Below are 24,059 nucleotides of genomic sequence, written 5' to 3' on the forward strand. Positions count from 1 at the left end.
TCGCCCATCGACCGGCCCACCGCTATCGACGCTCGACCCTCAGCAGGCCGGCGATCATTTCGGCGGTCTTCTCCCCCGCGCGCTGTTTGATCAGCCCTTCCTTGGCCGTGCCGCGAACCACGACCCGTGTGGTCTCGGATTCGCTCGTGAGCGCGACGGTCACCAGAACCGGGTTCATCCGCAGATGGCCACCGCCCGTGACCACCCGGATCGTCCGCCGGCCCGGACTCGATTCGCCTCCACCCGACTCCGGTGCGACACCCACGCCGGCCAGGATGGCCGCGACATGTCGCACGGCGCCGTCGAACGACATCGGCAGATCGAGGGTGACCTCGTGGGAGTTGTTGCGCATCAACGCGACCACGAACCCCACGCCGTAGCGGCGGCGGAATTCGGCATTCACCACCGCGTCCTCGTCCGACATCATCGCCCCTTCGCACCGTCCGGCCCCTGCGTGCATCGCGCCCGGCCCGGCCGTGTGCGGGCGGGTGGCAACCGGGACGACCGGTCGCCTACCGCGACTTCGACGAAGACTAGGCCCCGACCCGGCGGTGATCTTTCGCCCCCGGGTTCGCGCCCCTACCTTTGGGATGCTTCCGAAATGCTTCGCGAACCGAGGAGAGGACAGGCCGTGGCCTACATCCAGCGGCACCGATTCAAGCTGATTCCGTGGCCGTGGACCACGATGGCCTGGGTGCGGGTCCCCGAAGGGCTGGAGTACACCCTCTACCAGGTCGGCGACGTCGTCCCGCGCGGGCAGTCGGTCCGGTGCCTCCCGGACGAGTACGCCCGGTGGTACCACGCCTTCGAGACCTTCCAGGGCGAGCTGCGATCGGCCGAGTCCGATGTGCGATACCAGCACGGAATCCGCTATGTGTCACGGCCGTTCGCCGATCGCACGGTCATCCGCCGACGCTGGGGCGACCTGATGCCCAACCGCCGCGAGCGCTCCCGCGCCTCCTTCGAACGCTGCGCCGCCCGCATGCGCGCGGCCGACGCGGCGTACGCTCCGGTCCGCCTGGTCATCGAGGAGCGATTGGCGGAGGCACACGCGACGGAGGCACGTACGCAAGCCCCCGGGGAGTAACCCGGCACGCCCATCGGAGCACGGCCGCCGAGAACGGGTGGAAGCGGCACGGGAGCACGCACAGGTGCGACCCGGTGGGTTGAGGGACGGCCGGGTCGGACCCGGTGACGAGGCTGAGCCGCCACCTCGCCGATCGGGTCGATCGCATCGGGAGGGCCGGTCAGCGGGAACCCGCCAGAAAGCCCCGCACGGTGGCGACGTACTGCTCGGGGTGGGTCGAGTGCGGGACGTGCCCGGCGCCGTTGAACGTCCGCACCTGCGCGTGTGGGATCGTGTCGTCGAGCTTGCCGACGATCCGCGGGAACCACGGCGGGCTCTCGGTGCCGTATGTCAGGAGCACGGGCGCGGCGAACCCGGACACCCCGGTGAGGTCGAGCCCGGCCCAGTGCGGATCGGCTTGTTCGTCCGAGAACGTGGCAGCGTTGGCGATGAACGTGTCGCGCACCGCATCGGTCAACTTCTCCCACATCCCGGGTCCGAGCGCGACCTCCTCGACGAAGCGGTACGCCCCGCCCCGGTCGTCGCCCGCGCGCAGGCTGTCGACGACCGCGTCGATCCGGCCCTGCATCTCGCGCATCAGCGGCTCGAGTTCCGGATCGCCCGCCACGGTCTCCAGCAGCGGCGGCTCGTGCGCGACGAGGCTGCGGAACCACTCGGGCCGACGCGCGGCCAATCCCAGCGCCGTGGACGCGCCGAACGAGTTTCCGACCACGTGGGCGGGCGCCACGTCGAGCCGCTCCACCAGCGCCGCCAAGTCGTCCTCGTCCTGGGTACGGGAGCCCGCTCCGGCCGGGGCTGTGCTCCTCCCGTGCCCCCGACGGTCGTAGGTCACCACGCGGTACGACGCGGCGAGCGCGGGAACGACCGGGCTCCAACTGCGATGGTCGGTCCACGAGCCGTGAACGAGCACGAGCGGCTCGCCCTCGCCCGCGACTTCGTAATACAGGTCGGCGCCATTCACCTGCGCGCGCGGCATGCCGGTTCTCCTCGCTCGTGCGTTCGCGGCGGGCCCGCCGCTCACTTCGTCCACGAGCCCCTGTCCCGGACTCGAGATTCCCATGCGTCCCGGCAACGGCCTTCCGGCGCCGGCCCGGGGGAAATCCCCGTATCCGGTGCGATATCACCGCGCCACACTGGTCGGCAGGTCTCACGAACGGAAGGAGAAGGGCCTTGACGACGACCCACCGGTACTGGGCCCATTCGAGCGACGGTCGCACGCACGAGGTCCGCCTGAACCAACTCACATACGACGTGTTCGTCGAGTGCGACGCGTGCGGTACGCGCCGCGCGGTGTACCTCATCACGCCACGCCAGGCCGCGGCACGCCACCTCGCCGAGGCGCACGCGGCGTACGACCGCCTCGGAAGCAAGCGCACGGCCGGGTGGTACTCCGGACTCTTCTGGCGCATGCTCGGCTCCGCCTGATCAGGACCACCGACAACCCACCCCGAACGGCCGAGCCGGACGCACGTCACCGTCGCGTGGTACGGATGCGGATCCCTTCGACACGGGTGATCATGAAGACCGCCCGAGGAGAAGGCGGCATATATCCATGATTGTTGCGGAAGGCCTCACCAAGAGGTACGGAGCGAAGACGGCTGTCGACGACGTCAGCTTCGAGGTTCACCCCGGACGGGTCACCGGGTTCCTCGGCCCCAACGGCGCGGGAAAGTCCACCACGATGCGGATGATTCTGGGCCTGGACCGGCCCAGTGCCGGTCGGGTGACCGTGGACGGTCGGGCCTACCGGGACCTGGCCGCGCCGATGTTGGAGGTGGGGGCCCTCATCGACGCCAAGGCCCTGCACGGCGGCCGCACCGCCCGGGACCATCTGGTGGTGCTGGCGAAGTCGAACGGCATTCCGCTCACCCGGGTGGACGAGGTGCTGGACACGGTCGGCCTCACTTCCGTCGCCAGGAAACGCTCCGGGGGCTTCTCCCTGGGGATGGGCCAACGCCTGGGGATTGCCGGGGCGCTGCTCGGCGACCCTCGGGTGCTGCTGTTCGACGAACCCGTCAACGGGCTCGACCCCGAGGGCATCCTGTGGATCCGGAACCTGATGAAGCGGCTCGCCGGCGAGGGCCGCACGGTCTTCGTCTCCTCCCATCTGATGAGCGAGATGTCCCTGACCGCCGACCACCTGCTGGTCATCGGGCGCGGAAGGATCCTCGCCGACACGGGCGTGGCCCGGTTCATCGCGGAGAACTCGATCAGCCATGTGAAAGTGCGCTCGCCGCAGGCGGATCGACTCGCCCGGCTCGCGACGGACGCGGGCTGGCAGGTGACCCGGGATCAGGCGGGGGCGCTGCTGGTCCAGGACGTGAGTACCGACCAAGTCGGTGACCTCGCCGGACACAACGGGGTGTTCCTGCACGAACTGGCGAAGGTCGAGGCCTCACTCGAGGAGGCGTTCATGCGGCTCACCGCCGACAGCGTCGAGTACCACACCGGCGGCGCACCCCCGGAGGCCGCCGCGACGGTCCCGGGTTGGGGTCCGCCGACCACCGCCGACCGGATCGGATGAGGCCTCGATGACGACGACCACGCCCGCCGCGCCCACCGCCCTCGGGCACGCCCCGCGGCTGACCTTCGCCCGGATCCTGGACTCCGAGTGGGCCAAGATCAAGACCGTGCGCTCGACCATGTGGACGCTGCTCGCCCTGTTCGCGGTGAGCGTCCTGATCAGTTGGGGTATCGCCGCCCTTGCGGCGGGCGACGTGGCCAAGGACGTGGCCGAGGGAAAGGAGAACGACGCTCCCGACCTGCTCACCGTCGGCGTCGCCTTCGGCCAGATCGCCGCCCTGGTGCTCGGGGTGATGTCGATGACGGCCGAGTACTCGACCGGCATGATCCGTACCAGCCTGACCGCGGTGCCGTGGCGCGCCTCGATGCTCGCCGCCAAGGCCCTCGTCCTGGCCCTCGTCCTCTTCGTGGTCGGGGCGGTCACCGCGTTCTGCTGCTACTTCCTGGCCAACCTGATGCTCGACGCCAAGGACGTCGGTGTCGGCCTCGGCGAACCCGGCGTGCTCCGGGCACTGATCGGCACGGGCCTGTACCTGGCCGTCCTGGGCCTGTTCGGGATGGCGCTGGGCGTGCTGCTGCGGCACACCGCCGGCGCCATCACCCTGGGCATCGCGCTGATCTTCGTGGTCGGCGGCGTGGTGGGCCTGATCCCCGGCAAGACCGGTGACTGGATCGCCAAGCTGATGCCCGCCAACGCCGGCGGACAGGTCATGGCGGTCGAGGCCGCGGACAAGATGTTCCAACCGTGGACGGGCTTCGCGGTCTTCGTCGCCGAGACCCTGCTCCTGCTGCTCCTGGGCGCCCTCCTCCTGGAGAAGCGGGACGCCTGACCCGGCGGGCCCGTCGTGCCCCCGCGTCCCGCGCCCGTGCCGGGCGACCCCGGCGCCGGGCACGTGCACCCCGGCCCACGACGAACACGTCGGAAGGCGTCGACCGCACCGCGGTCGACGCCTTCCCTTGCCACACCGTCGCGGACGCGCAACGCGCGACACGACGCACAACGCATCGGCACACCGCGCCCGGATCGATGGCTCTACTTCGCCGGGTCGACCCCAAACGTGCGGGCCAGGTCGTCCAGGACCACGTCCGCGCCCTGGAGGGACACCGCCGTCATCCAACTCTCGTCCTTGACCTCGTACACGTGCCCGGCCTGCACGGCCTTCAGGCGCTGCCACAGCGGGTTGGCCATGAACTTGGCCTTGCGCTCCTCGCCGCCCGAGAAGGACGTCAGGAAGATGTAGTCGGCGTCGGCCTGCCCGATCTGCTCCTCGCTGACCTCGATGTTGAACTTCTCGGGGTCGCGCTGGTTCTCGGGACGGGTCAGGCCCATGTCGCTCAGGATGATGCCGCTGAACGTCTTGCCGAGGTAGATGCGCGTCGGGCCGTCCACGAAGCGCACGATGGACACCGTCGGCTTGTTCGCCTTCGCGTTGATCGCGTCGCCGACCTTCTTGGCGCGCGTCTCGTACGCGGTCAGCTTGGCCTTGGCCTTGTCGTCCTCGCCGAGCGCCTGGCCGACCAGCTTGACGTTCTCCTTCCAGATCGGACCGGTGGTCTTGACGAAGACGGTCGGCGCGATCTTGGACAACTGCGCGTACAACTGGTCGTGTCGCACGGTCGCGGAGACGATCAGGTCGGGCTTGAGCAGCGCGATCTGTTCGAGGTTGGGACTGTCGAGCGGGCCGACGTCCTTGGTGTTCTTCACCGCGTCGCCGAGGTAGGGCGGGAAGCCCTTCTGGTCGCGGTAGGAACCGATGCCGCCGACCAGCGGAACGTCGAGGGCGGCGACCGCCTCGACGAGGCTGTTGTCGAGCGCCACCACGCGCTTGGGCTTCTCCTTGATCGTGGTGGTGCCCTTGTCGTGCGTGATGGTGCGCGGGAAGGAGGCCGTGGAGGCGGCTGCGCCGGAGGACGCCGCCGCGGGCTTGTCGGTGCCCGCGGCCTTGTCGTCGGAGTCCTCGCCGCACGCGGCAAGGCCCGCCGTCAGCGCGATGGCCAGTGCGGCAAGGCCGAGACGAGCGCTCCGTCTGCGGCGTCCGAGCGTGAGCATGTGCCCTCCATGGATGAGCGATTCGGCAGGATGTCCGGGCACGGCGCAGCGCGAGGCCATCCGCATCCGGGAATTGGGGATGAGGTTAGCCTTGCCTATCCGGGCACAAGCGACAGGGTCGTGTTTTCCGGATTTTAGGCGTGCCTTACCTTACGTTCGTGCCTTCGAACATCGATCTCGCCGTCCCACGCGCGGCACCCGAACGACCACCGGCGCCGGAGCGCCACGGCGCCGGCCGCCGCCTCACGGTGACGGCCGTACTGCTCACCGCCCTGGCGACCGTCCTGTTCGCGTCGCTCGCCATCGGCGCCAAGAACGTCCCGCTCGCGGATGTCTTCCACGCGCTGGGCGGCAGCCGCGAGGGCGACGCGATCATCGTTCGGGACCTGCGCGTCCCGCGCACCTTCCTGGGCCTGTTGGTGGGCATCTCGCTGGGTGTGGCGGGCGCGGTCGCGCAGGACATCACCCGCAACCCGCTCGGCGACCCCGGTCTGATCGGGGTCAGCGCGGGTGCGGCCTGCGCGGTCGCCGCGAGCATCGGCCTGCTCGGACTGACCAGCCCCTACCAGTACGTGTGGTTCGCCTTCCTCGGCGGCGCGCTCGCGGGCCTGCTCGCCTACGTCGTCGGCGGCACCGGATACGGCGGCGCCACCCCCGCCAAACTCGCCCTCGCCGGCGCCGCCGTGACCGCGCTGTTGGACGCGTTCACCAACGCTCTCGTGTTGCTGGACGTCCGCACCCTCGACCAGTACCGCTTCTGGGCGGTCGGCTCGCTGGCCGGACGCGACACCGATCTCGGCGTCCACCTCCTGCCGTTCGTCGCCGTCGGGCTGATCCTGGCCCTCGGTCTGTGCGGCCGGCTCAACGCCCTCGCCCTGGGCGACGACCTCGCCTCCACCCTGGGCGTCAAGGTCGGCACCACCCGCGCGCTCGGCGCCCTCGCGGTCATCCTGCTCGCCGGCGCCGCGGTCGCCGCCGCCGGCCCGATCACCTTCGTCGGCCTGGTCGTTCCGCACGTGGTCCGGGCCTTCACCGGCCCGGACGCCCGCTGGCTCGTCCCCTGTTCCGGCCTCGCGGGCGCGACGCTCACCATCGGTGCCGACGTGATCGGCCGGGTGGTGGCGCGCCCCGGCGAACTCGAGGTCGGCGTGGTCACCGCGATCCTCGGCGCGCCGTTCCTGATCGCGCTGGTCAAGCGCGGCAAGCTCAAGGAGCACGCCCGATGAGAGTCGAACTCGGCCCCTTCGGCATGTCCGTTCGCCCGCGCGTGGCGATCGTGGCCGGCACGCTGCTCGCGATCATCGCGTGCGGCCTGGTGGCGTCGGCGTCCATCGGTACGTACTCCATCCCGATCCCCGACGTCGTCGACTCGCTGCTGGGTATCGGCTCCGGCGACGCCGACCTGATCGTGCGCGAACTGCGACTGCCGCGCGCCCTGACCGCACTGCTCGTCGGCCTCGCGTTCGGATTGTCCGGCGCGATCTTCCAAGCCGTCACCCGCAATCCGCTGGCCGGCCCGGACCTGATCGGCATCTCCGCCGGGGCGAGCGCCGGCGCGGTCTGCACGATCCTGATCGGCGGCGTCACCTCGGCGGGCGCCGCGTCCTTCGGTGCCGTCCCCTTCGGCGCGCTCGCCGGGGCGTTGCTCACCGCGGTCTTCATCTACGTGATGGCCTATCGCGGCGGCACCATCACCGGCTACCGGTTCGTGCTGGTCGGCCTGGCGATGCACGGCGTGCTGATGGCCCTGACCCGCTGGATGCTCGCGCGGGCCGACATCGACCAGGCATCCCGGGCCATGGTGTGGCTCACCGGCAGCCTCAACGGGCGCGACTACGCGCACGTGCGCTGGGTGGGTGTCGCGCTGCTGGTCCTGGTGCCGCTCACGCTCGCGCTGGCCCGCCCGTACCAACTCCTGCAGTTCGACGACGACACCGCGCTCAGCCTCGGAATGCCGCTGCGCCGCGCCCGAATCGCGCTGCTCGTGGTGGCCACGTGCCTGGCGGCGGTGGCCGCCGCCTCGGCCGGACCGGTGGCCTTCATCGCGCTCGGCGCGCCACAGATCGCCCGCCGACTCGCCGGCACCGCCGGCATCCCGCTGATCGCGAGCGGACTGGTCGGTGCCGCGACCCTGCTCGCCGCCGACCTCGCCGCCCGGCTCGCCTTCTCGCCGACCGAACTGCCGGTGGGCGTCGTCACCGGCGCGGTCGGCGCCCCGTACCTGATGTGGCTGCTCGCCCGAACCAACCGGGCCGGAAAGGGAGGCTGACGTGACCACCAGCGCACTCGACACCATGGGGCTGTCCGGCCACGGCCTGCGTCTGGGCTACGGCGACCGCGTCGTCGCCGACGACCTCGATCTGCACATCCCCGCCGGCAAGGTCACCGCGCTCGTCGGCCCCAACGCGTGCGGCAAGTCCACCGCGTTGCGCGCCCTGGCCCGCCTGCTCAAGCCCGCGGCGGGTGTCGTGCACCTGGACGGGAGCGACATCGCCGCCCTGCCCGGTCGCGAACTCGCCCTGCGCCTGGCCCTGTTGCCCCAGACGCCGACCGCGCCGGACGGCATCACCGTACGCGATCTCGTCGCCCGCGGCCGTACCCCGCACCAGCGCTGGTGGCGGCAGTGGTCCTCGGCCGACGAGGCCGTGGTCGATCGTGCCCTCGCGGTCACCGGCGCCACCGCGCTCGCCGAGCGCTCGATCGACGAACTCTCCGGCGGCCAGCGGCAACGCGTGTGGATCGCGATGGCGCTCGCCCAGGACACGAACGTGCTCCTGCTCGACGAGCCCACCACCTACCTCGACCTCGCCTACCAGGTCGACGTGCTCGAACTCGTCGCCGACCTCAACCGCACCGACGGACGCACCGTCGTCATGGTCCTGCACGAACTCAACCACGCGTGCCGCTACGCCGACCATCTCATCGCGATGCGCGCCGGCCGCGTCGTGGCCGCGGGTCCTCCCGCCGACATCGTCACCCCCGAACTGGTTCACGAGGTCTTCGACTTGCGCACGTCGGTCATCCCGTGCCCGGTGTCGGGCGTACCGCTGGTGATTCCACTGGGCGGCCGACGGGAGGCCACCGAGCCGTCCGTCAAGGCGTAACCTCCCACGCGAGCGGCCGACCCGCCCAACCGGCGGTCGGCCGCTCGCGCCGTTCCCACGCCGGGGGAATCGCAGCCCTCGCACCGGGCGCCGACCCACACCGATCGCCATCCCGCGGAGCCGCGGCGCCCCCCACGACGCCGGAGTACGCGCTCGCCCCACGCGCGGCCGGGGGCCGGCGCGGCGACCGGGCGGCCGTCTTCGCACATCCACATCCCGAGACAATCGATCGAGTTTCCTTGACTGTCGTCATGCCAACGGCATATCGACCTCCGCGCCGGACGCCGCTCGGGTGTCCGGCGCGGACCGAAGGGAACCATCGGCATGCAGGATTCTCCTCCCGACGTGATCGCGTCGACCACGCACGGCGCCATCCGTGGCGCCGCGCACGGAAATGCTCTCGCCTTCAAGGGCGTTCCCTATGCCGCGTCGCCGACCGGTACGCGGCGCTTCGGCCCGCCGCAGCCCCGGAGCCCTGGATCGGGGTTCGCGACGCCCGGGCGTACGGTCCGGCCGCGCCGCAGAATCACGACGCCGTCCTGGAACGCATGTTCGGCCATCCGCCGTTCGTTCAGGACGAGGCGGAGTGCCTGAATCTGAACGTGTGGACACCCGGCCCCGATACCGCGCGGCGGCCGGTGATGGTGTGGCTGCACGGCGGAGCCTTCCTCACCGGCAGTGGAAGCGACCCGGTGTTCGACGGGGCCCGCCTGGCGACGCGGCACGACGTGGTGGTGGTCACCGTCGACTACCGCCTCGGCGCGTTCGGGTTCCTCCACCTCGGCGAACTGCTCGGCGAGGGCTACCGGCACTCCGGAAACCTCGGCCTGCTCGACCAACGCGCCGCGCTCGCCTGGGTCCGCGACAACATCGCGGCCTTCGGCGGCGACCCCGGCAACGTGACCCTGTTCGGCCAGCCGGCGAACCCAGGCTGCTGATCGCGGACGAGCCGACCACCGCGTTGGACGTCACCGTCCAGGCGGAGATCCTCGATCTGTTGCGCACCCTCCAGGCCGAGACCGGAATGGCCGTACTCATCGTCACGCACGACTGGGGTGTGGTCGCCGACCTGTGCCGACGCGCGGTGGTCATGTACGCCGGCCAGGTCGTCGAACAGGCAGGCGTGGACGCCATGTTCGAGGTACCGCTGCATCCCTACACCGCCGGGCTGATGGCGGCCAACCCCCACCACGCGGGCGCCCGCGGCCCGCTCCCGACCATCCCCGGATCCGTCCCGGCGCCCGGAAACCGGCCGCACGGCTGCGCGTTCGCCGCACGCTGCCCGCGCGTGAGCGACGCGTGCACGCGCGAGCCGGTGGCCCTGGTCGAACCGGCACCCGAGCGGCTCACCCGATGCGTGCATGCCGAGCACCTGCTCACGGAGGGATCCCGCCGATGACACCACCCCTCGTCCTCGATATCCGCGACCTGGCGGTCGAGTTCCGCCAGGGCCGAAGCACACCTCCGCTGCGCGCGGTGGACGGCGTCTCGTTGAGCATCCGCGAAGGTGAGACCGTCGGCCTGGTCGGCGAATCCGGCTCCGGCAAGTCCACCATCGGGCGCGCCGTCCTGGGCCTGAACCCGATCCACTCCGGTCGGGTGCACTTCGAGGGCACGGACATCACGCACGCCGCCCGCGCCACGCGCCGCGGCCTGGCCGACCGCCTGCAGGTGGTCTTCCAGGACCCGTACTCCTCGCTCAACCCCGCCCGGACCATCGGCCGGACCCTGGCCGAACCCCTGGTGGCGCAGCGGCGGTCGGATCGGGCCGCGATCGACGAGCGCGTCGCGACGATGCTCGAACGCGTCGGCATGCCGGCCGACACCGCCGACCGCTACCCGGGACAGTTCTCCGGCGGGCAGCGCCAGCGGATCGCGATCGCCCGAGCCCTGATGATCTCGCCGCGGCTGGTGATCTGCGACGAACCGGTCAGCGCGCTCGACCTGTCGATCCAGGCGCAGGTGATGAATCTTCTGGGGGACCTGCAAAGGGAGTTCGCGCTCAGCTATCTCTTCATCGCGCACGACCTGCCCGTGGTCCGGCACCTGTCGCACCGCATCATCGTGCTCTACCGCGGCCGGGTGATGGAATCCGGCACCGCCGACGAGGTCTACTCCGACCCCGTCCACCCCTACACACAGACCCTGCTGGCCGCCGTGCCGGCCCCGGACCCGCGCGCGCAACGCGCCCGCAGGCAGCGCCGCGTCGCGGCCGAGCCGGCGCGCCCGCCCTCGACGGCCGGCTGCGTCTTCGCGCACCGCTGCGCGCACGCGGTGGACATCTGCCACACCGTCCGCCCCGAACCGCTGCCCCTCCCGGGCCCGTCGGACACACACACGGCCGCGTGCCACCGCAGTGCCGAACTGCACCCCCATCCCGTCGCCGTGAACCCTTCGGCGAAGCGGCACCCGGTTCCCACCGGTCACCACGTGAGAGAGGGATCGTCTTGCGAAGACTCCGAATAGCCCATGCGGTAGCGGCCGTTGCCGCGCTCGTGTTGGTCGCCGCCGGTTGTGGCGGCTCGTCTACGGGCAGTTCCGGCGGCAAGGGCGACACGCTCACCCTCGTCTCGCTCGGCCCGCCGGCCAGCCTCGACCCGGCCAAGGCCAATGTCGGCACCGGCAACACCGACTTCGAGTTCAAGCTGCGCGAGGGCGTGACGTTCGCGGACGGCACGCCGCTGACCGCCGAGGCGGTCGCCGCGTCGCTGAACTACACCCGCAAGAACGGGCTCAACGTCTCCTGGTTGTCGTCGATCGAGTCGATCACCGCGACCGGCCCGCTGAGCGTGCGCATCCACTGCGCCACCCCGAACCCGGTGCTGCCCGGCTCCTGGACCACGTGTCCCTGGTCGGTTCGGTGATCAGCCCGGCCGGCCTCGCGGACCCCGCGAAGATGGGTACCGCCTCGTTCGGCGCAGGCCCCTACGTCCTCGACGCGGGCCGCACTGTCTCGGGCGACCACTACACGTACACGCCCAACGCCCGGTACTGGGACAAGAGCAGGATCCACTGGAAGACGGTGGTCATCAAGGTCATCCCCAACCCCAATTCCGCCCTCCAGACGGTCAAGACGGGCCAGGCCGACGTCCTGAACATCACCGCCGGCCAGGTCGACACCGCCAAATCCGGCGGCCTGGAGATCAGCAACACGCCACTGTTCACCCTCGGCGTCGACCTGGTCGACCGGGCCGGCACGGTGGCGCCGCCACTCAAGGACGTCCGGGTCCGACAGGCGCTCAACCACGCCGTCGACCGCGAGTCGATCACCAAGGCCCTGGTCCGGCAGTACGGACAGCCCACCACCCAGGTCGCCCTGCCCGGGGCCGACGGCTTCTCGGCGGAGACCGATCGGCGCTATCCGTACGACCCGGCAAAGGCCAAACAGTTGCTGACCGAGGCCGGTTACCCCAACGGCTTCTCGTTCGACATGGAGACCACGAACCTGCTCGGCATGGACCTGGTCACCCAGGCCGTGGTCGAGCAATGGAAACAGATCGGCGTCAACGCCAAGGTCACCACCGACACCAGCGTCGGCCAGTGGCTCGCCAACGCCACCTCCAAGAAGTTCCCCGTGCTCGCCTTCGGCTACGGCGCGGCCCCCACCTATCTGATGTCGCTGGACTGGCTGCTGCCGCACGCCACCGCATTCAACCCGTTCGCCTCCGAGGACCCCGAGCTCACCCGCCGGCTGACCGAGGCCGCCGCGGCGCCCGCCGACCGACAGGGGGCGCGTTACGAGGAGGTACTGCGCTATGTCGTCGACCAGGGTTGGTTCGTGTCCGTGATGCGGATGGACGGCATCTACGCCTTCAACGGCAAGAAGCTCTCCGGTTTCACCTCCGCCCCCAACTACCTGCCGGACGTCGCGTGGGTGGTCGCACCCCGGTAGGACGGTCGCCCGTGGCGTCGCGAGACGCCACGGACTTCCGCTCACTGTCGCGGCGAACATGGGACGTGGGACGGTCGGATCGGGTTCAGGCGTCGGCACCCTCGCCGGCGCCGGCGCGCTTCGGCAGGAGCCCCACATCGGACACCGGTCCGAGTCGGTCCGTAGACGTTGGTGTCGTAGACCGAATGGATCTCCTCGACCGTCGCGTCCGCGGGCGCGATGCCCCTCCCTGGCGCGCCGGCGTTGTTGATCAACACGTCGAGCCGGTCGGTGTGCTCTCGAACGAGCCGTACGGCCGCGGTGACCGACTCGTCCGAGGTCACGTCCAGCGGGACCATGACCACCTTCGCGCCGCCGTCGGTCAGCTTGTCGGCGGCCGCCCGTCCCCGGCCCTCGTCACGCGAGCCGAGAAAGATCGTCCAACCCAGTTCCCCGAGGCGCCGAGCCGCCTCGAAGCCGAGTCCCTTGTTGGCGCCGGTGATCAACACTGTGGTCTGTTCCGAGTTCGTCATGGCCTCTAGGACAGCCCTCCCCCCTCGGCTGTGACACGTACGGGCGACCTGTGACCGGCCTCACAACCACCCGTCGCGGGCCGGCGGTACCGGCTGCGCCCGCGTCACGGCGCGTCGACGCCGACCGGTTCCCGGTTGCGTCGGACGAAGTCGGCCGGGTCCAGGGTCCCGCCCAGACGTGGTGCCAGTCCCACCTCGGCGACCCGCCGGAAGTCGGGCGCCGTCGCGGCAGCCTGCGCGAGGGCGCCGACCGGCGGTTCGCCGATCGTGTGGGTGAGATCGGCGAGGTTGGAACGGGCGGCGAGGTCGGGTTCCGTCGGCCAGGCCCCGATCACGGCTCCGGCACAGCGTACGTCTCGCGCGGCCGGCGCCTCCAAGGTCAGCGTGGTGTCGTTGAGCGTGCCCAATCCGGCCGTGGTGGTGACGGTCTTTCCGACGCCGGTCCCGGTTCCGGACACGATCACGATTCCTTCGAGCACGACGAATCCCCTTGCTGTGGTCGGTGGTTCCCGGCCCTGCCGGCGTGCCCCGCTCAGGGCGAGTTTCGCGGGCGCGGTCCGCGCCCGTGCCCGGCAGTCTCACCGAGCCCGGCCCTTTCCCGCAGCGTCGCGATCCGACAGGATCGAAGCCCCGACTTTGTCCGCGATCAGATGGCGGTGGGAGTTTCCGCCCCACTCCAGGTTGCCTCGCACCCAGGCGTTCGACGAACCGGACCGGGTTCGCGCCGTACTCCCGGTGGCGGCCCACGAGCCCGCCGCGGCGGATCACGCGGACGAAGTCGCGTCCGTCGCAGGAGAGTTCGCGTCGACGACCGGCGATCAGGCGCGCGGCCCCAGGAACAGGCCACCGCTCGCGTCGATGACCTGTCCGGTGATCCAGCGCGCGGCGTCGGAGGCGAGGAACACGACCACGTCGGCGACGTCGTCGGGCCCGCCCAGCCGATCGAGTGCCGTGCTCGCGGCGATGAGTTCGGCCAGGCCCGGCGCCTCGAAGACCGATGTGTTGCTCGCCGTCCGAGTGGCGCCGGGGGCAACCGCGTTCACCGTGATTCCGCGGGTCCCGAGTTCGTTGGCCAACGTCATGCCCATCGTCTCGACCGCGCCCTTCGTCATCGCGAAGGATGTCTGGCCGGGGTTGGCCATCCGGGTCGCCACGGACGAGATGGTGACGATGCGCCCACCGTCGCGGAGCAGGGGCAGTGCTCGCTGGATGATGAAGTACGGCGCGCGCACGTTCACCGCGAAGAGGTGGTCGAACTCGGCCCGCGTCGTGACTCCCATCGGGCCGGCGGGCGCGGCCGCCGCGTTGTTGACGAGGATGTCCAGCGGCCGTCCGGCCAGACCCGCCTCGACTCCCGCGAACAACGTCTCGACGTCGTCGTCGGCACCCAACTCCGCCCCTACGGCGAAGGCGGTCCCGCCGCCGCGCTCGATCTCGTCGACCGTCGCCCGCGCGCCGTCCTCGTCCGTGCCGAAATGTACGGCGACCACCGTCCCCTTCGCCGCCAGCCGGGTCGCGATCGCCCGTCCGATGCCGCGCGACGCCCCGGTCACCAGAGCCGTCTTTCCGGTCGGATCAGTCATGCCGTTCTCCCCGTGATGTCAGCAACCATCGTTGGATAGTCACTACCGACTTGGTAGCAACTACCGACTTGATAGTCACTACCACTCAGGTAGGGTCTACCACATGGCCGACCAGCACTCAACCCTGCGAGCGCAACGACGAGCCGAGACCCAGCGCACGATCCAGGCGCACGCGGTACGGCTGTTCACCGAGCGCGGATACGACGCCACAGCCATGACCGACGTCGCCGAAGCCGCCGGCGTGTCGCCGATGACCGTGTACCGGCACTTCCCCACCAAGGAAGACCTCGTGCTCGCCGACCACCACGGCCTGCTCGTCGCCGAACGGATCCTCGCGTCGCCCTCCGCACAACCCCTGGTCCACCGCATCGGCACCGCCCTCGTCGACTCGGCCACGACGTTGACCGGTCGCGGCGACGGGGACGATCCGTCGGCGAACAAGCGGTTCCTGCTCGCCCGCCTCCGGCTGATGATCTCGACGCCTGCCCTGCGCGCCAGACACTTGGACAACCACTACGCGCTCCAACAGGCGATCGTCGACGCCCTCGGAGACGAGGCCGGCGACCCCGACTCGGCGTTTCGGGCCCAGGCGGCGGCCGGCGCCTGCCTGGCCGCCATGCACACGGCACTGGTGCGCTGGGCCGAGGACGACGGACGCACCGAACTGCCCGACCTGATCGCGAAAGCACTCGCCGCCGCCTTCGGCAACGACATCACCGGCACCGACCAGGGCGCGTGAGCGAGACCCCCGACACGCATTCTCCCGAACGCAGAGCCGCGCGCGGCACATGGCCCTCGCGCCGGTCATCGGCGTCCCCGCCCGTCCGGCGCACTCAGGGCAGGGCCCGTCCGGCGCGCTCAGGACCCCGATCGTCCGGCCGCCGCCGCGCGTTCGGCAGACGCGCCCACCGCCCACATCGGACTCGGGCTCCGCCTCACCCGGCCTCGGTCTCGCCTTCGAGCCCGGCCCCGGCCCCAGACGCGGACGCGGACGCGGACGCGGACTGGACGAGCACACGCCGAAGCCAACGCATTCGCGCGTCGCGGGCGTCCCGGCTCAGCGCCGCCTCCGGCACGAACGTGTCGAACCCGTGGAAGGCCCCGGGCCACACGTGCAGTTCGGCTTGACCGCCCGCCTGCCAGATCGCATTGGCATAGGCCACGTCCTCGTCCCGAAACGTCTCGGCCGACCCGACCTCGATGTAGGCCGGGGGCAGCCCGGACAGATCCGTGGCGCGGGCGGGCGCCGCGTAGGGCGACAGGTCCGCGGCGCCGTACCGGTCGCCCAGCAGCGCCTGCCACGCGGTCACGTTGGACGTTCGGTCCCAGGTGTCGATGCCGGCCATCTGGTGAGCGGAGAAGGTGTCGGCGCGGTCGTCGAGCATCGGGCACAGCAGCAGTTGCCCGATCGGTGTCGGCCCGCCCCGGTCGCGGTTGAGCAGGGCGAGTGCCGCCGCGAGTCCACCACCGGCACTCTTTCCTCCGATGACGACGCGGCTCGCGTCGATGCCCAGTTCGGCCGCGTGCGCGGTCGCCCAGACGAACCCGGCGTGGCAGTCCTCCACCGGGGCGAGGTACCGCGCCCGCGGCGCCAACGGGTACTCGACGGAGACGACGGCCAGCCCCAGCGGGAGCGCCCATTCGCCAAGCAACTGCGGCAGTACGGACCACGCGTTGCCCATGATCATGCCGCCGCCGTGCATGTAGTACAGCAGCGGCAGCGGCCCCTCGATCCCGGCGGGCCGTGCGCTCACCAGCGTGACGTCCCGTCCGCCCGACGCCCCGGGCACGCGCAACTCGTCCACCTCGAAGCGGCCGTCGGCTCGGAGGTCCCGGGCCGTCGGCTTGGGCCGGGTCGCGGCATCCCGCTCCTGCCGGGCGGCGAGGTTCTCCGGGGTGAGTGGTTCCCTGTCCTCGTCACCGAAGGCCGCCAGTGCCGCGCTCAGTTCGGGGTCGAAGGGGGGCGCGACCCGGGTCGTCGAAACCGGTCCGGGCTCCGCCGGCATGCCGGCTCCCACACTCACGACAGGCCATCCCGTCGGGAGCACGCACATCGGCAGCCGGCAGCCCGACCGGAACCCCTCATCGACACCTCCGTGCATGAAGGAACGCTCGCGCGATGTGCATGCGACGTAGTCAATCACCGATGATCTCGCCGCGTCGGGACGGGAGCGGCGACGCATGTGCGCGGCGGGACGGCGACACCCGTTTTCGCGGACCGATCCGGGCTCGCACGGCTGCCGCACCGACGTCACGTATCGACTTCTCTCGCCGCCCCCGCCCGCGACGTGCCGCCGACTCCCCCGGCCCGCGCGCACGTCGCCGGCGGCGGCCTCGACCGGATCAGCGGCCGCGTCGAGGCCGCGGACGCCTCGGCCTGCGGGGTCTACGGGACCTGTGGCAGCCGGATGGACTGCTCGTTGCGGAAGATGTCGTGCGGGTCCCAGTGCTTCTTGGCCTTCTGGAGGCGCCGGTAGTTGTCCTTGTAGTAGAGCTGGTGCCACGGCTCGCGCGACTCGTTGAGGGTCGGATCCGAGAGGTCGACGTCCGGGTAGTTGATGTAGCAGCCGTCCGTGTTCGCCGTCAGGGTCTCGGGCAGTGCCGGGTCGGGCACCACGGGCACTCCGCCGGTGTCCCGGTAGACCGCCCGGTAGAGGTTGCGGATCCAGCGCAGATGCGGACCGGCGATCTCCGGGTCCATTTCGGCGTCCTGGTAGTCGAATACGCCGTCCCTGTTGGCGTCCGTGCCCCAGGCCCAATACACCTGGTACTGGAGCTTGAGGATCGAGGAGCGTTGCGGCACGGCCGTCGCGTCGGGGGCCACGTCGTTGATCGCCCCGCCGTAGGAGTCGACTTGCACCAAGGCATCCGGGTTGCAGTAGTCCGGGTCGGTGAGGTGCTCGTGGATCGCGTCGATCTGTTCGTCGGTGAAGCCCCGCGTCATGTATGCGGACTTGTACTTGCCGCAACGGTTGGGGCCGGAATCGTTCAGGCTCTGGGTGGCGGTCAGCCAGGGCAGCCGGGTGGGGACGAACAGCGCTGCCTGCGCCGGGTGTTCACCCATCTGTCGGTCCAGCACGGACTCCTCCACGAGCGGCCCCTCCGGCGTCGTGAATCCCTCGGTGATCCAGTTCAGGAAGGCCGCGAGGCGATCGACGGAGTCCGCCCTGGTGCCGTCGAGCTGGATCGTCAGACCGACCTTGCCGTTGCTCATGTGGGTGAGCTTGAGCAGGGTGAACATGTCGCGGTACGTGTAGTCGCCGAAGGCGGCCGGGAGTGTGCCCGCGGCCTCGGCCTCGAAGAACTGCCCGTAACGCCGGACGAGCGATGTGAAGAGTTCGGGATGCGTTTCGAAGTCCGACCACTTCCACGCGACGGAGCGCAGCAGCACGCGGGCCGGTGGTTGCGGCAGGTCGCGGAACCAATACCGGGTGATCACCCCGAAGTTGCCGCCTCCCCCGCCGGTGTGCGCCCACCACAGGTCGCGCAACGATTCCTCGGCGGCGTCCTTGCGGGCGATCGTCTTCCTCGGCTGCCTGTCGTCCCCGACGGTGACCACCTCCACCGCGTACAGGTAGTCGACCGTCAGGCCGAACAAGCGGGAGAGCAGGCCGTATCCGCCGCCGGACACGTGGCCGCCGAGCCCGACCGAGTAACAGGAACCTCCGGGCAGTGCCATGCCGGTCGAGGCGTAGAGCCCGGTGGTGCTGTGCCAGTTCGTCGCCCCCGCCTCGATGCAGTAGGCGTTCTCCCGGGGATCGAAGTAGACGCGATTCATCCCACTCACGTCGATGATGACCGCGACGTCCGAGGACGAGACGAAGTTCTCGTAGCAGTGGCCACCGGAGCGCACGGTGATCCGCCGACCCGCATTGGCCGGGTCGGCGAGGAACTTGGTCAGCGCCGCCACCACGTCGTCCGCCGTCGTGGCCACCGCCACGTAGTCCGGCCGGGCGATCCAGCGCTGATTGAACCCGCGGCGCAGGGCGTCGTAGCGCGCGTCCCCGGAGCCCACTTCGATCGGATTCGTCGGCATGTCAAACCCCCAGAGCTGATCCGTCCACCAATCACTCACTCCAAGTTATGACCGTCGAACTGATTGTTACTCCGCCGATCGGGTGAGAACGCCACCCCTCCGGTCCGATATTCGGAGAACCCGATTGTGTGCTTGCATATGCCATCGGAAGCACCGTGGATCATCGAATGAAGGCGGACCACGAAGACGTCGCAATTCGAAGAGGACGATCTCGATTTGATACTGCTCGATTGTTGTCGGAATCGGCTCGGTACCGGCTCGGTATCGACTCGGAATCGTCTCGCTATCGGATCGGGCCCGGCCCGGAGTCGGCGCACACCCGGTTCGGACTCGGTTCGCGCCGAGGTTCGCACTCGACTGGCACGCAACTCGCGCTCGACCTCGACACGCGATCACCGATTGCCCGTCCCCGGCGTATCCGCACGCGGCCGAGCCCCCGCCTTCGGGCGGGAACTCGGCCCGGTGTTCCCAGGCTTGCGTGGGGCACCGGGGCGTGTTGTACGTTCGTACTCCCGTATGCCCCACCGCGTCCCGGGCGGTGCCTTGGCGTGGCGGTTCGGCCGGGGCCGAGGGTGCCCGTGGTTCTGTCCGTACTTGCACTACGGACAGCATCCACCACGGGTACCCGAGGCCGGCGACCGAACCGGTTCGGTTCGTCCGCACGCGCGTGATGTTCAACCGTGCACGCGTGTCCCGTTCGACCGCGTCCGGTCCGTTTGGATCGTGACCGGATCGGAAGTCGATCAGATCGGGAAGCCGGTCGGAGCCGGGGACGCCTTCAGGGTGCAGGTGACGGTCAGCCCGGGCGGCGTGATCGTCATGACGATGCTGCTCGGCGCGCTGGGGATGCCCACACTGGCCGCCTTTTGCAGGACGATGCTGGTGTGCACCCCCGCGCTGATCGCCGTGGGGTTGGCCAGGCCGCTCTGGTTGCCGGTGAGCGTTCCCGTGATGCCACCCGCCGGGATGGCGGTCGGCACCCAGTAGGTGATGCTGGCCGTCAGCGTGAGCAGGTTGGTCGCGCTGCGGTTGAACGTGGCGCCGACCGAACTGCCGTAGATGCCACAGTCGTAGGTCGCCTTGCCGGTACCCGCCGCGGAGGCCGGGGTGACCATGGCGGCGGTGGCGCCGATCGCGCACACCCCCGCGATGGCCGCGCTTCTGATCTTCGACATGAGAAGTAGTCCCTTCCGCATCGACCTCGAAGCGCGGGACTGCGCAACGCACACGTGGCCCCGAGCGCCGAACGTGATGCAGTGATTGCCATTCGTGAGAACCGGGCCGGGCAGCCCGGACGTAGCCGTGCGGTCGCGTATCCTGCCGGCCGTTCGGCGAATGCGACAAAGCAAAGCTCCCTAAGGATCGCCCGCAGGTCAAGACCCTTCGAGAGGAAACCGTAACGACGGTGAAATCCGGGCGCCGGTGAATGATCTTGGATTTGAGACCACGCGCGGAGTCGACACGTGTCACCTGAATCGACTGTTCACCGCTATTGATTTCCGAGCGATTTGCGTACAGATTCCCCAGCATCATTGGACCTTCGCATGCCGCCCCGCATCCGACGGATGTCGATCGCGCGTGGCCCGGAGCCGGGACGACTTGCGGAAGCGATCTCCCACTCGTCCCCGGCGGGTGGGGATCAGTTCACGAAGGAGCACGGTTTTGGGGTTACGAAGATTGATTCCCCACAGGGCCACGGCCGTCGTGGTGACGGGGATGCTGGGAATGGCGGGGATCGCGGCACTGGCGCCGGCCGCGCATGCCGCGCCCATCGAGTACACGTCGCAATGCACGAACCAGACGCTGCCGGACCTTCCGATCGACCCGTCGCAGACCAAGGTCGACATCTCCGTGGACCCGGTCAAACCCACGTACAAGGTGGGCGAGACGATCACGGTGAACTGGAAGTGGCTGTCGTACGGCATCGTGCCGCCGAACACGCCGATCGTGACCAAGGTGGAGAAGGACTCGACGCTGCCGAAGGGCAGGATCGGGTTGTCGGGGGCGCAGATCCGAGAGATGGACGTCGAGGGTGAACGCAAGAATCCCGAGACCCCGCTCGGCCAGGAGTTGATCGTCACCGACATGAAGGGCACCGTCACCCTCACCGACGCCGGGACCGTGAACCTGACGCCGCTTCAGCACTCGACGTGGACCAAGGCGTTCGGCTTCGACTCCGAGACCCGGTGCCTGCCCACGACCACGGTGCCGGTGGGTGCGTCGATCACGGTGGAGCCGGGTGAGGTGGAGCTGCCGGTTCTCCAGGCACCGGACGGTGACGTCTACTCGGGTTCGACCATCACGCTCACCGGCAGCAGGTTCGCGCCGAACGGCACTCCGCAGGTGGCGCTGTGCGACGCGAACGGCAGCGGATGCGATGCGGGCAAGTTCCTGATGAACACGCTCGCCATCGACGCCCAGGGCAACCTGACCGGGACCGCGATGTTGTACCCGTTCGGCATCGACGACGGCCGCTACGTCGTGCGCGTCTCCGACGGTTCCAAGGAGGCGACGGACACCCTCTCCATCAAGGCGTTCGTGCCGGGGCAACGGGTGCTCACGGCCGACAAGACCTCGGGTCCGGTGGGCACCGTGGTCAGGCTCGAGGGCCACGACTGGGTTCCCAACTACGAACTCCAGATCAGCGGTGTGGACGCGGACGGCAACATCTCCGACGTCCCGATCAGTGTCATGACCTCTCCCGACGGCAAGTTCGCCGCCGAGTACGTGATCGGGGCCGCCGAGGACGCCGCGATTCGCGCCGTCGCGGGCTTCGAGGACGAGGGCATGTCGGTGCCGTTCACGGTGACCGACGGCGGCGGCGGCCTGGAGCAGTCACTCACCGGCACGATCACCCCCGGCGGCCTGACGATGACCCAGACCGCGGCGGGGATCGACTTCGGTACGACCACCCTCAACGGCCGGGTGCAGACCATGCACGCGGCGTTGAACCGGGTGACCGTGGTCGACGCGCGCGGCAGCGAACTCGGTTGGCAGTTGACCGGGTCGGTGTCCGACCTGACGTCGGACCGGGGCACCATCCCGGCCGCGAACGTGGCCTGGACGCCGTCCTGCGCGGCGGCCCAGGGAAGCCCGTCCACCGTGTCCTCGGGATCGACCGGCCCGATCGGGTCCGGCGCGACCCTGTGCACGCAGGCTCCGGGCGCCGGCCCGACCGGCGGCACTTTCACCGCGGACGCCGCCTTGGCGCTGACCGTACCGGCGTACGCGGCACCGGGCACCTATGGCGGGACGATCACGCTGACCCTGTCGTGACCACCCCGGCGCGCCGCTCGCGCGGCATCGCGTGACCGGCCCCGGCGCATCGTCCGGCCCCGTCCGATCGGACGGGACACCCGATGCGCCGGGGCCTTCGCACGCCCTCGGCCGGGCGGTCGCGCGGTCGAGCGGTCAATAGGCCGGTGCCGAACGCCACTTCGGCGGCGCCGACGCCACCGGGACCCGCGCGCGAGCAGTGCCGGTGGCGGGTCCGGCGGCAGGCGCGGCGGAGGGTGCGGGGTCGGTGACCGATTTCGCCGAGGGCCTTCCGGGAAGTGCCGCCGCGGTGCAGGCGGCGGCCAGGGCCGCCGCCGCAGCCAGGGCGAAGACGATGAGGTAGGCGTGCAGGGTGGGGTACGCGGTGCCGTGCACGTCGGTGGTGAACTGTGCCAGGACGGCCACCACCGTGGTGCTGCACACGCTTTGGCCCATCGTGCGCATCAGGACGTTGAGACCGGTCGCGGAGGCGGTCTGCTCCTGCGGCACCGCTTGCAGGACGAGGGTGGGCAGCGCGGAGTACACCAGCCCGGTGCCGACCGAGCACAGGGTCGCGCCCAGGACGATGGTCCACAGGGTGCCGCTGGTGAAGATCCGGAACACGTACGCTCCGGCGATCACCAGGGATCCCGCCAGGAGCGTCCAGCGGCCGCCCCGGGCGGCCGACAGTCGCGCGGAGACGGAGGACATGCAGACCATGACGAGTCCTCCGGGCACCAGGCACAGACTCGCGGTCAGCGCCGACGCGCCCAGGCCGTACCCGGTCGAGGTGGGGGCCTGGACCAGTTGCGCGGTGGCCAACCAGTTCGCGTAGAACGCGAAGCCGGTGAGCAGGGCGGCGGTGTGCGGCAGCGCCACGGTACGGCGTCCGGCCAGCCGCAGGTCCACCAGCGGTTCACGGGCCCGCAGTTGGCGCCAGACCCACAGGCCCAGGGCCACCACGCCGGTGGCCGCCGACACGGCCACGGGCATGCTGCCCCAGCCCCAGACGGCGCCCTTGGACAGCGCCAGCAACAGCGCCACCAGACCCACCGACAGCAGCACCGCGCCCGCGACGTCGAAGCGGCCGCGGGTACGCACCGGGGAGTTCGGAACCACCCACCACGAGGCGATCGCGGTGAGCGTGCCCAGCGCGGTGGTCACCCAGAACAGCGCGTGCCAGTCGGCGTGTTCGACCACCACCGAGGCCAGCGGCAGGCCCAGCGCCGCGCCGATGCCGACGGTGGAGCTCATCAGCGCGACGGAGGATCCGATGCGGTGCCCCGCGAGTTCGTCGCGCAGGATGCTGGTGGCCAGCGGCACCACCGCGGCGGCCGCGCCCTGCATCGCACGGGCGGCGATCAGCACCCGGATGTCGGACGTGAGCGCGCACAGCGCCGACCCGACGGTCATCGTCACCAGTGCGCCGATCAGCACCGGGCGCTTTCCGTACATGTCCCCGGCCCGACCCAGGACCGGATTGAGCACCGCGCCGGTCACCAGGGTGGCGGTGAGCATCCAGCTCACCGTCGAGGGCGAGGAACCCGTCGCGCGAGGCAGGTCCGGCAGCATGGGCACCACGACGGTCTGCATCAGCGCCATCAGGACACCACCGAACGCGAGCACCGGCACCAGCAGTCGCCGCCGCACTCGCACCCCGAGTGTGGCCGGGTGGGCCTCGGGCCCGGCGTCGGGCCCGGTCGGGGGCGACGCGGAATGGTCACGGGGTTGTTCCATGGTGCTCCTGAGACTCGGCGAGCCGCGCCCGTCATCGATCGACTATCGATCACAGTCACGCATGTACCGTGCACGTGATCAAGGGCCGCCACTCTGGAACTGACGCTCCGTCAGATGACTTGTCTCACATACGACGGCCGTGGATCGGTGCCGCCTCGGGGGCACCCCCGAGAGGCGCCGGCGTCCGGTGCCCCCGCGGCGGTCGCCACGCGCGGCCGGGGCGTCGCGCCCAGGGCACAGGGCACAGGGCGCAGGGACAACGGGCGCGGGGCAACGGGCG

Annotated in this window: 23 protein-coding genes and 1 pseudogene; 14 read left to right on the plus strand and 10 right to left on the minus strand. The window is 70.4% G+C overall.

Going from position 1 to position 24,059, the window contains the following annotated elements:
* Positions 1–22: 22 nt before the first annotated feature.
* On the minus strand, positions 23–424 hold the full coding sequence (locus ACZ4FV_RS33360; RefSeq protein WP_395869734.1) for a hypothetical protein: 402 nt from the start codon (positions 422–424) through the stop codon (positions 23–25).
* A gap of 207 nt (positions 425–631) precedes the next feature.
* Between ACZ4FV_RS33360 and ACZ4FV_RS33365 the strand changes: the two genes are divergently transcribed.
* Positions 632–1,087, plus strand: a complete 456-nt coding sequence (locus ACZ4FV_RS33365) for a hypothetical protein (protein WP_465324009.1) — start codon at positions 632–634, stop codon at positions 1,085–1,087.
* 160 nt (positions 1,088–1,247) lie between these two features.
* On the opposite strand, the gene ACZ4FV_RS33370 is transcribed toward ACZ4FV_RS33365, so the two are convergent.
* A complete protein-coding gene (locus tag ACZ4FV_RS33370; RefSeq protein WP_402238444.1) occupies positions 1,248–2,063 on the minus strand; it encodes an alpha/beta fold hydrolase in 816 nt (271 codons plus the stop codon).
* Between the two features lie 194 nt (positions 2,064–2,257).
* On the opposite strand from ACZ4FV_RS33370, the gene ACZ4FV_RS33375 reads away from it, so the two are divergent.
* From ACZ4FV_RS33375 to ACZ4FV_RS33385, 3 genes are all read left to right on the plus strand, one after another.
* Positions 2,258–2,512 (plus strand): hypothetical protein, encoded by a 255-nt coding sequence (locus ACZ4FV_RS33375; RefSeq protein WP_395869739.1) that lies wholly within the window; start codon positions 2,258–2,260, stop codon positions 2,510–2,512.
* A 127-nt stretch (positions 2,513–2,639) separates the two neighbouring features.
* Positions 2,640–3,611: an ABC transporter ATP-binding protein gene (locus ACZ4FV_RS33380; protein ID WP_395869741.1), complete on the plus strand. Its 972-nt coding sequence runs from the start codon at positions 2,640–2,642 to the stop codon at positions 3,609–3,611.
* 7 nt (positions 3,612–3,618) lie between these two features.
* Positions 3,619–4,440 (plus strand): ABC transporter permease, encoded by an 822-nt coding sequence (locus ACZ4FV_RS33385; protein ID WP_465324010.1) that lies wholly within the window; start codon positions 3,619–3,621, stop codon positions 4,438–4,440.
* Between the two features lie 203 nt (positions 4,441–4,643).
* Here the strand turns inward: ACZ4FV_RS33385 and ACZ4FV_RS33390 are convergent, their stop codons facing one another.
* A complete protein-coding gene (locus ACZ4FV_RS33390; RefSeq protein WP_395869745.1) occupies positions 4,644–5,660 on the minus strand; it encodes an ABC transporter substrate-binding protein in 1,017 nt (338 codons plus the stop codon).
* 158 nt (positions 5,661–5,818) lie between these two features.
* Between ACZ4FV_RS33390 and ACZ4FV_RS33395 the strand changes: the two genes are divergently transcribed.
* The 8 genes and pseudogenes from ACZ4FV_RS33395 to ACZ4FV_RS33430 all read left to right on the plus strand — a co-directional run bounded on the left by ACZ4FV_RS33395 (position 5,819) and on the right by ACZ4FV_RS33430 (position 12,656).
* A complete protein-coding gene (locus ACZ4FV_RS33395) occupies positions 5,819–6,886 on the plus strand; it encodes a FecCD family ABC transporter permease (protein ID WP_395869747.1) in 1,068 nt (355 codons plus the stop codon).
* Positions 6,883–7,929, plus strand: a complete 1,047-nt coding sequence (locus tag ACZ4FV_RS33400; RefSeq protein ID WP_465324011.1) for a FecCD family ABC transporter permease — start codon at positions 6,883–6,885, stop codon at positions 7,927–7,929. The genes ACZ4FV_RS33395 and ACZ4FV_RS33400 overlap by 4 nt, the downstream gene beginning before the upstream one ends.
* Positions 7,930–7,954: 25 nt before the next feature.
* Complete coding sequence (locus ACZ4FV_RS33405) at positions 7,955–8,764, plus strand: ABC transporter ATP-binding protein (RefSeq protein ID WP_402238536.1); 810 nt, start codon at positions 7,955–7,957, stop codon at positions 8,762–8,764.
* Between the two features lie 324 nt (positions 8,765–9,088).
* Positions 9,089–9,702, plus strand: a pseudogene (locus ACZ4FV_RS33410) (carboxylesterase family protein).
* Between the two features lie 23 nt (positions 9,703–9,725).
* Positions 9,726–10,163, plus strand: coding sequence for an oligopeptide/dipeptide ABC transporter ATP-binding protein (locus tag ACZ4FV_RS33415; protein WP_395869753.1), 438 nt, complete (start codon positions 9,726–9,728; stop codon positions 10,161–10,163).
* The gene (locus ACZ4FV_RS33420; RefSeq protein ID WP_402238454.1) at positions 10,160–11,230 is read left to right on the plus strand and encodes an ABC transporter ATP-binding protein; all 1,071 of its coding nucleotides are present in this window, start codon (positions 10,160–10,162) and stop codon (positions 11,228–11,230) included. The genes ACZ4FV_RS33415 and ACZ4FV_RS33420 overlap by 4 nt, the downstream gene beginning before the upstream one ends.
* Positions 11,212–11,628 carry an ABC transporter substrate-binding protein gene (locus ACZ4FV_RS33425; protein ID WP_465324012.1) on the plus strand — a complete coding sequence of 139 codons (417 nt, stop codon included), beginning with the start codon at positions 11,212–11,214 and terminating at the stop codon, positions 11,626–11,628. The genes ACZ4FV_RS33420 and ACZ4FV_RS33425 overlap by 19 nt, the downstream gene beginning before the upstream one ends.
* Positions 11,607–12,656 (plus strand): ABC transporter substrate-binding protein, encoded by a 1,050-nt coding sequence (locus ACZ4FV_RS33430; RefSeq protein WP_465324013.1) that lies wholly within the window; start codon positions 11,607–11,609, stop codon positions 12,654–12,656. The genes ACZ4FV_RS33425 and ACZ4FV_RS33430 overlap by 22 nt, the downstream gene beginning before the upstream one ends.
* 41 nt (positions 12,657–12,697) lie before the next feature.
* Here the strand turns inward: ACZ4FV_RS33430 and ACZ4FV_RS33435 are convergent, their stop codons facing one another.
* The 3 genes from ACZ4FV_RS33435 to ACZ4FV_RS33445 all read right to left on the minus strand — a co-directional run bounded on the left by ACZ4FV_RS33435 (position 12,698) and on the right by ACZ4FV_RS33445 (position 14,751).
* Positions 12,698–13,168 (minus strand): SDR family NAD(P)-dependent oxidoreductase, encoded by a 471-nt coding sequence (locus tag ACZ4FV_RS33435; RefSeq protein WP_402238463.1) that lies wholly within the window; start codon positions 13,166–13,168, stop codon positions 12,698–12,700.
* Between the two features lie 104 nt (positions 13,169–13,272).
* Positions 13,273–13,647 (minus strand): hypothetical protein, encoded by a 375-nt coding sequence (locus ACZ4FV_RS33440; RefSeq protein WP_465324014.1) that lies wholly within the window; start codon positions 13,645–13,647, stop codon positions 13,273–13,275.
* A gap of 339 nt (positions 13,648–13,986) precedes the next feature.
* Positions 13,987–14,751, minus strand: coding sequence for an SDR family oxidoreductase (locus tag ACZ4FV_RS33445; protein WP_395869761.1), 765 nt, complete (start codon positions 14,749–14,751; stop codon positions 13,987–13,989).
* A 103-nt stretch (positions 14,752–14,854) separates the two neighbouring features.
* On the opposite strand from ACZ4FV_RS33445, the gene ACZ4FV_RS33450 reads away from it, so the two are divergent.
* Positions 14,855–15,490, plus strand: coding sequence for a TetR/AcrR family transcriptional regulator (locus ACZ4FV_RS33450; RefSeq protein ID WP_465324015.1), 636 nt, complete (start codon positions 14,855–14,857; stop codon positions 15,488–15,490).
* Positions 15,491–15,686: 196 nt separating this feature from the next.
* Here the strand turns inward: ACZ4FV_RS33450 and ACZ4FV_RS33455 are convergent, their stop codons facing one another.
* The 3 genes from ACZ4FV_RS33455 to ACZ4FV_RS33465 form a co-directional block, all read right to left on the minus strand.
* Complete coding sequence (locus ACZ4FV_RS33455; RefSeq protein ID WP_465324031.1) at positions 15,687–16,757, minus strand: alpha/beta hydrolase; 1,071 nt, start codon at positions 16,755–16,757, stop codon at positions 15,687–15,689.
* Between the two features lie 380 nt (positions 16,758–17,137).
* Positions 17,138–18,787 (minus strand): FAD-binding oxidoreductase, encoded by a 1,650-nt coding sequence (locus tag ACZ4FV_RS33460; protein ID WP_402238469.1) that lies wholly within the window; start codon positions 18,785–18,787, stop codon positions 17,138–17,140.
* Between the two features lie 743 nt (positions 18,788–19,530).
* Positions 19,531–19,962 (minus strand): hypothetical protein, encoded by a 432-nt coding sequence (locus tag ACZ4FV_RS33465; protein ID WP_395869768.1) that lies wholly within the window; start codon positions 19,960–19,962, stop codon positions 19,531–19,533.
* 541 nt (positions 19,963–20,503) lie between these two features.
* Here ACZ4FV_RS33465 and ACZ4FV_RS33470 point away from each other — a divergent pair.
* On the plus strand, positions 20,504–22,063 hold the full coding sequence (locus tag ACZ4FV_RS33470; protein ID WP_465324016.1) for a WxL domain-containing protein: 1,560 nt from the start codon (positions 20,504–20,506) through the stop codon (positions 22,061–22,063).
* Positions 22,064–22,198: 135 nt separating this feature from the next.
* Here ACZ4FV_RS33470 and ACZ4FV_RS33475 read toward each other — a convergent pair whose 3' ends face one another.
* Entirely contained in the window at positions 22,199–23,779 is a 1,581-nt protein-coding gene (locus tag ACZ4FV_RS33475; RefSeq protein WP_465324017.1) for an MFS transporter, read from the minus strand.
* Positions 23,780–24,059 lie beyond the last annotated feature (280 nt).

It is taken from the genome of Embleya sp. NPDC025285 (genome assembly GCF_055558835.1).

Coding starts and splice junctions, on each gene's coding strand:
- ACZ4FV_RS33360 (WP_395869734.1), bottom strand. CDS start 424: ATGTCGGACGAGGACGCGGTGGTGAATGCCGAATTCCGCCGCCGCTAC.
- ACZ4FV_RS33370 (WP_402238444.1), bottom strand. CDS start 2,063: ATGCCGCGCGCGCAGGTGAATGGCGCCGACCTGTATTACGAAGTCGCG.
- ACZ4FV_RS33380 (WP_395869741.1), top strand. CDS start 2,640: ATGATTGTTGCGGAAGGCCTCACCAAGAGGTACGGAGCGAAGACGGCT.
- ACZ4FV_RS33385 (WP_465324010.1), top strand. CDS start 3,619: ATGACGACGACCACGCCCGCCGCGCCCACCGCCCTCGGGCACGCCCCG.
- ACZ4FV_RS33390 (WP_395869745.1), bottom strand. CDS start 5,660: ATGCTCACGCTCGGACGCCGCAGACGGAGCGCTCGTCTCGGCCTTGCC.
- ACZ4FV_RS33400 (WP_465324011.1), top strand. CDS start 6,883: ATGAGAGTCGAACTCGGCCCCTTCGGCATGTCCGTTCGCCCGCGCGTG.
- ACZ4FV_RS33405 (WP_402238536.1), top strand. CDS start 7,955: ATGGGGCTGTCCGGCCACGGCCTGCGTCTGGGCTACGGCGACCGCGTC.
- ACZ4FV_RS33420 (WP_402238454.1), top strand. CDS start 10,160: ATGACACCACCCCTCGTCCTCGATATCCGCGACCTGGCGGTCGAGTTC.
- ACZ4FV_RS33435 (WP_402238463.1), bottom strand. CDS start 13,168: ATGACGAACTCGGAACAGACCACAGTGTTGATCACCGGCGCCAACAAG.
- ACZ4FV_RS33445 (WP_395869761.1), bottom strand. CDS start 14,751: ATGACTGATCCGACCGGAAAGACGGCTCTGGTGACCGGGGCGTCGCGC.
- ACZ4FV_RS33450 (WP_465324015.1), top strand. CDS start 14,855: ATGGCCGACCAGCACTCAACCCTGCGAGCGCAACGACGAGCCGAGACC.
- ACZ4FV_RS33455 (WP_465324031.1), bottom strand. CDS start 16,757: ATGCCGGCGGAGCCCGGACCGGTTTCGACGACCCGGGTCGCGCCCCCC.
- ACZ4FV_RS33460 (WP_402238469.1), bottom strand. CDS start 18,787: ATGCCGACGAATCCGATCGAAGTGGGCTCCGGGGACGCGCGCTACGAC.
- ACZ4FV_RS33465 (WP_395869768.1), bottom strand. CDS start 19,962: ATGTCGAAGATCAGAAGCGCGGCCATCGCGGGGGTGTGCGCGATCGGC.
- ACZ4FV_RS33470 (WP_465324016.1), top strand. CDS start 20,504: ATGCTGGGAATGGCGGGGATCGCGGCACTGGCGCCGGCCGCGCATGCC.
- ACZ4FV_RS33475 (WP_465324017.1), bottom strand. CDS start 23,779: ATGGAACAACCCCGTGACCATTCCGCGTCGCCCCCGACCGGGCCCGAC.